This is a genomic window from Aureisphaera galaxeae (assembly GCF_028561275.1).
Taxonomy (GTDB): domain Bacteria; phylum Bacteroidota; class Bacteroidia; order Flavobacteriales; family Flavobacteriaceae; genus Aureisphaera; species Aureisphaera galaxeae.
This window is the reverse complement of record NZ_JAQQTF010000015.1, coordinates 1-4,271: the sequence shown is the minus strand read 5'-3', so window position 1 is coordinate 4,271 and position 4,271 is coordinate 1. Positions and strand designations below refer to the sequence as shown.

The 4,271-nt window shown below is 65.0% G+C and carries 1 protein-coding gene; it reads right to left on the bottom strand.

The features are described from left to right. Nucleotides 1–4,220: T9SS type B sorting domain-containing protein (locus POV27_RS16835; protein ID WP_272863962.1), on the bottom strand; the 4,220-nt coding region annotated here is incomplete at its 3' end. Nucleotides 4,221–4,271 lie beyond the last annotated feature (51 nt).

The following is a 4,271-nucleotide window of genomic DNA, read 5'->3' as shown; positions in this document are numbered from 1 at the left end:
GTAAAGTGTCCAGTGAACTCCTTTCTTGCCTCGTCCTCGGTGTACTCGACCCTGAACCAGTAGTCGCTCGAGGGCAGCGGGTTGCCGTTGTAGGTACCGTCCCAGCCTGGGCCCATCGGGCTGATCTGCTTGAGCAGCTTCCCGAAGCGGTCAAATATATAAATTTTTGCCGTAGGGTCGCCGCTGGCGATCCCGATGATGTTCCATTCGTCGTGGAAGCCGTCCGCGTTGGGCGTCAGAAGGCGCGGGTAGTCGATCACACCGACCTCCACCGTCACGCTGCCGCAGCCGTTGATGTCGCGTATGGTCACCGTGTGGTTGCCAGCCTGCACCCCCGTGAAGGTGTGCGCGATCTCACCGGCGCCCACGAAGGGGCCGTCGTCCAGCTGGTACTCGTAGCTGCCATCGCCCGTGGCCGTGGCCTCTATCGAGTGCTCACCGTCGAAGGCGTTGCTGGTGACGTCCACCGTCCACTCCTGCGGCGGAGAGGATGTCACCACAGTGGTCACCGCCACCGTGCTGCAGCCCGATTCCACCTCGGTCACCTCCACCTCGTACGAACCGGCCTCGGTCGCCACGATGAACGGGTCCACAGCGTTGGGCTGAAGCACACCGTTGACCGTCCAGGCGAAGATGTACAGGGAAGGGTCGAGGCCCGTGTCGATCACAGGCGGCGACGGGTCGCCCGACTCCTCGGGGATCGCCACGCCGTTGTCGACGCACAGGCGGTACTCCTCATCGAGCTCCACCGTGGGCAGCTGCTCAACGCTCAGGACCACCTCCACAACCGCGAAGCACGCGTCCTCGTCCTCAGGGTCGGCACGGTTGGTCACCCGGGCGTAGATCACCTGCGGGTTCACAACGTTGGTGTATATGTCCGGGAGCGCACCGGTGCCCGCCTCGGCGTTCTCCGGCGTCTCGTGGTAGGTCAGTACGTAGACCGCGGGGTCCTGGCCCGCGAGTATCTCGGCCGCAAGGGCCTCGGCCTCGGCGTCGAGCTCCGTCGGGTTCCCGGCGTCCGGGAACAGCGTGAAGGCGCCCGTGCCGTCGTTGCCGTCAAGGTTGTCGCATATCTCGTAGGGGAGCGCCGGCTCCATCGCCGCGGCCGCCTCCTTCACCTCCAGGTCGAAGCTCAGGGAGACATCCCCCGTATCCGGGTCCTCCTCACTGGCCACGAAGCAGCCCGTGGAAAGGTCCGTCACCCTGGCGTATATCGCCTGCGGGTTCGAGGAGTTCGGGAAGGCCGTCGGGTCCAGTATCGGGGAGCTCCCCGCCTGGGCGTCCGCTAGGCTCTGGTAGTAGGTCACACCGAAGAGCGCCGGGTCCTGCCCGTTGAGAACGTCCGCGTCCCGGTCGGTTATGTCGAAGACAGCCACGCCGTCAGCACCGAACTCGCAGGCAACCAGGTCCGGTACCTCCGCGCTGCCGTCCGGCAGCGGGTTCACCACCACCTCCAGCTCCACCACAACGTAGCAGGGGAGCTCGCCCGGGGGGACGTCGCGCGTCACCCTCGCATATATCGTCTGGCCGCCGGGGACCGTGTTCTGGTAGGCCGTCGGGTCCGCCACGGCATCGGCCGGGTCGCCGGCCTCCGCAAGGGCAGCGTCCTCGAAGTACAGTATGTTAACGTCCGGCTCGCCGTTGATGATCTCCGCGTCCTTCTGGGTCAGGTCGAAGACCGAGAGGCCGTCCGTGGGGTCCGTGTCGTCAGGGCCGCCGTCGCCGTCGCAGATCTCGAGCGGTACCGGTACGCTAGGCGTCGGGTTCGGGAGCACCCTGAGGGTCAGGTCCGTCCGTGCCTCGCAGCCGGGGCCCGTGAAGACCGAAACGAAGATGTCCTGCGGGTTCACCGCAAGGCCCGTCACCGGGTCTATGTTCTGGTGGGCCGTCGGGTCCGCTATCGCGTTGCCCGCGTCCTGGTCCGCAACGCTCAGGTAGTACGACACAGAGTAGCTGTCGTCGCCGTCCGTGATCGCATCGTTGTTGAGCGTCAGGTCGAAGGTCGACACACCGTCGTCCAGCGTGCTGCCGTTCTCCGTGTCGTCGCACTCGACCATCTCGAAGGGGCCAGTGCCAAGTACAGGCAGCGGGTTCACCACGAGGTCGAAGGGCGTCACAAGGTAGCAGCCCGTCAAGCCGTTCTCCGCCCTGGCCCAGACCGTCTGGGGGTTGGAGAGGTTGGTGTAGGCATCGGGTACCGGTATCGCGTTGGTGCCAGCGTCAGCATCGGCGGCCGCCTCGTAGTAGGTCACCTCCAAAAAGTCCGAGGGGCTGTCCTGGTCGGCCAGCACCGGGGCGCTGTTCAGGGTCAGGTCGAAGACCATGAACCCGTCCGTGTCGTCGTCGCACAGCTCCATCGGCGCCAGGAACGTCTCCGGGTCCGGCGGGTTGGGCAACAGCTCGACGCGCAGCTCCATCGCCACGATGGCGAAGCAGGCGTTCACGAAGGGGGGCACGTCGCGCACCACCCTGGCGTATATGGTCTGGCTGAAGGGCACTATGTTCGCGTAGGGGCTGGCCAGCGCGTCAGCCGGGTCGCCCGACTGGGCGTCCAAAAGCGTCTCGTAGTAGAACACCGTAACGTCCGTGTCGGCGCCGATGATCTCAGCGTCCTTGTCGGTCAGTATGAAATCCGTGTAGAAGCCGTCGTTGTCGTCGTCGCACGCAACGAAGGCCGTGGGCTCGACCGGGGCCGGGTTCGCCTCAACGTTGATGAAGAAGCTGTTGAAGGCAGAGCAGCCCTCCGTGTTGGTCACCCCGACGAAGATCTCCTGCTGGGGCGAGAATATGTTCTGGTAGGCCGAGGGGTCACCTATCGGGGTGCCCGTGGCAAGGTCCGCAGCCGTGGCGTAGTACTCCACCACCAGGGTGTCGTCGCCAAGGTCGATCAGCGGGGTGTTCTGCGAGAGGTCAAAGGTCGAAACGCCGTCGTCCAGCGTGCTCCCGTTCACCTCGTCGTCGCAAAGGTAGAGGTCGCCACCGGTACCGATCGTCGGGAAGGTCCCAACGACGAGCTCGAAGGGCGTCACCCTCACGCAGCCCGTCACAAGGCTCTCAAGGCGCACCCAGACCGTCTGGCCGGTGCTCACGAAGGCGTTGGCCGGGTCGATCGCGTTGAGGCCCGCCTGCGCGTCCGCCTCGAGAACGTGGTAGCTCACCGGGGCGAAGTCCGCCGGGTCCTGTACACCCAGTACCGCAGCGTCCTGCTGGGTCAGGTCGAAGACCGCCTGGCCGCTGCCGTCAGTGTCGCACGACTGGAAAGGGTCCAGGAACGCAGCGTCCGGCATGTCCGGGAGCGCGATGACGTTCAGGGTAAGCTCAACTATGTCGAAGCAGGGCAGTACCGCGGGGGGGACGTCGCGCGTCACCCTGGCGTACACCACCTGCGTGTTAGGGTCTATGTTCGTATAGGGGCTAACGATCTCCGTGCCCGCAACAGCGTCGATGGCCTCCTGCTCGCTCTCGTAGTAGAGCACGCTCACGTCAGGCTCGCCGTTGATGATCTCCGCGTCACGGTCCGTCAGGACGAAGCCGCCAACGATACCGTCGTCGTCGTCGTCGCAAAGCTCGATCGGCGCAGGGGCCGGGTTCGGCGTGGGGACCGGGAGCACCGTAAGGGTGAGGGTCACCGTGATGCTGCAGTCCTGCTCCGTGGTCACCCTACCGATCAGCGTCTGCGGGGTCACCGTGTTCTGGAACATGTCCGGGCCCATGATCGGGTTGTCAGCGGCCTCGTCGGCCGGGGTCAGGTACCACGTGACCGTAAGGGTCGCGTCGCCGCCCGTCACCGCCGGCTCCACGCTCGTCAGGTCGAAGGTCGATACCTCGTCGTCCTGCGTGCTGCCGTTCAGCTCGTCGTCGCACAGCGCCATCTCGAACGGGCCGAAGTCCTCCGGGAGCGGGTCAACGATCAGCTCCAGCGGAACGATGTCGTAGCAGCCGTTGGCACCGTTGTTCGGGCTCGTGCTGTTCGCGTTGCCCACCATCAGTATGTACACCGTGTCAGGGTTCGCAGCGTTCAAATAGTTCGTCGGGTCAGGGATCGCGGCCGAAAAGTCAGGCGCCGTAAGCGCAAGCATCCCCGCCAAATCAGCATCGTCGAAGTCAGCGTAGTAGTACAGGTCGAACTGGTCCACGGGCAAAGAACCGTAAACCTCAGGAGCAACGACCGTCAGGTCGAAGAACGTGAAACCGTCCTGCGTGCCGTCCTCGTCGCACAATCGCAAAGGCTCCGAAGGAACCGTCGCAACAGGACTGTCGCGAACCTCTAA